The sequence below is a fragment of the Streptomyces sp. NPDC089915 genome, assembly GCF_040684675.1.
GTDB lineage: Bacteria > Actinomycetota > Actinomycetes > Streptomycetales > Streptomycetaceae > Streptomyces.
Genome location: NZ_JBFBGN010000416.1, coordinates 1 through 1,108, shown reverse-complemented (window position 1 = coordinate 1,108; position 1,108 = coordinate 1). Strand labels below are relative to the sequence as shown.

General features: G+C 72.5%; 2 pseudogenes. Both read left to right on the top strand.

Going from position 1 to position 1,108, the window contains the following annotated elements:
- Window positions 1-124: 124 nt before the first annotated feature.
- Window positions 125-793, top strand: a pseudogene (locus tag AB0O29_RS36305) (endonuclease/exonuclease/phosphatase family protein); the annotation flags it as partial.
- A 115-nt stretch (window positions 794-908) separates the two neighbouring features.
- Window positions 909-1,108, top strand: a pseudogene (locus AB0O29_RS36300) (hypothetical protein); the annotation flags it as partial.

The window sequence follows — 1,108 nt, the reverse complement described above, 5'->3', positions numbered from 1 at the left end:
GTGGACTTCACCTCGCGTCTGCTGGCCGGCCTGCTCCGGACGGAGAACACCGACGTCTCCCGCCTCACCCCCTTCAACCGGGTCCCGCAGGAAGGCGGACTGCGCCCCGCGTTCCGGCTTTGCCGACAAGCGGTCCGGCGGCGGGGAGTTCACCGTGGTCAGCCACAACGTCGACGAGAACAACCCCGACCCCGCGAAGACCGCCCGGGCCCTCGCGGCCTCCGGTGCCGACCTCCTGGCGCTCCAGGAACTGTCCGCCGCGTCCACGCCCCTGTACGAGCGCGAGCTGGCCGCCCGTTACCCGTACCGCTCGGTGCACCTCGGCGTCGGACTGTGGAGCAAGCACCCCCTGACCGGGGTGGAGCCGGTGCCGATCATGCCGTGGACGCGTGCGGTGCGGGCCGCCGTCGACACCCCGCGCGGGCCCGTCGCCGTCTACGCCGTCCACCTCGCCTCCGTACGCGTCAGCCCGTTCGCCGGGTTCACCACCTGGCACCGCAACGACTCGGCCGGGAAGCTGGCCGACGCCCTGCGGGCGGAGCCGCTGCCCCGGGTCCTGGTCGTGGGCGACTTCAACGGGACGGCCGAGGACACGGCGCTGCGGCCGGTGACCGAGGGGTTCCGCTCGGCGCAGCGGGAGTCCGGGGCCGGCTTCGGCCTCACCTGGCCCGCCGCGTTCCCCGTGGTCCGCATCGACCAGATCCTGCTGAAGGGGATGACCCCGGTCTCGGCCCGGACCCTGCCGGCCACCGGCAGCGACCACCTGCCCGTCACCGCCTCCCTCCGCCTCTGAACGGCATGCCGCGCGCACGCTTTGAGTACGGTGGACCCCGTAATCGACCCACGTCAACGCAGGTCAACGCACATCAGCCCGCGTCGGCAAGACATCACATCAGCGAGAAGGCGGCATGTCGGCAACCCCCGTCCCGGAACTCGTCAGCGTCCTGCTAGTCGAGGACGACGCCACCATCCGCCGCGCGGTGCAGCTCTCGCTCGAACGCTACGGCTACCGCGTCTGGCCGCCCGTCACCATCGACGGCCGCCGGTACGTGGACGGCGGCATCCGCTCCTCCGTCAACGCCGACCTCGCGTCCGGCTACCGGCGCGT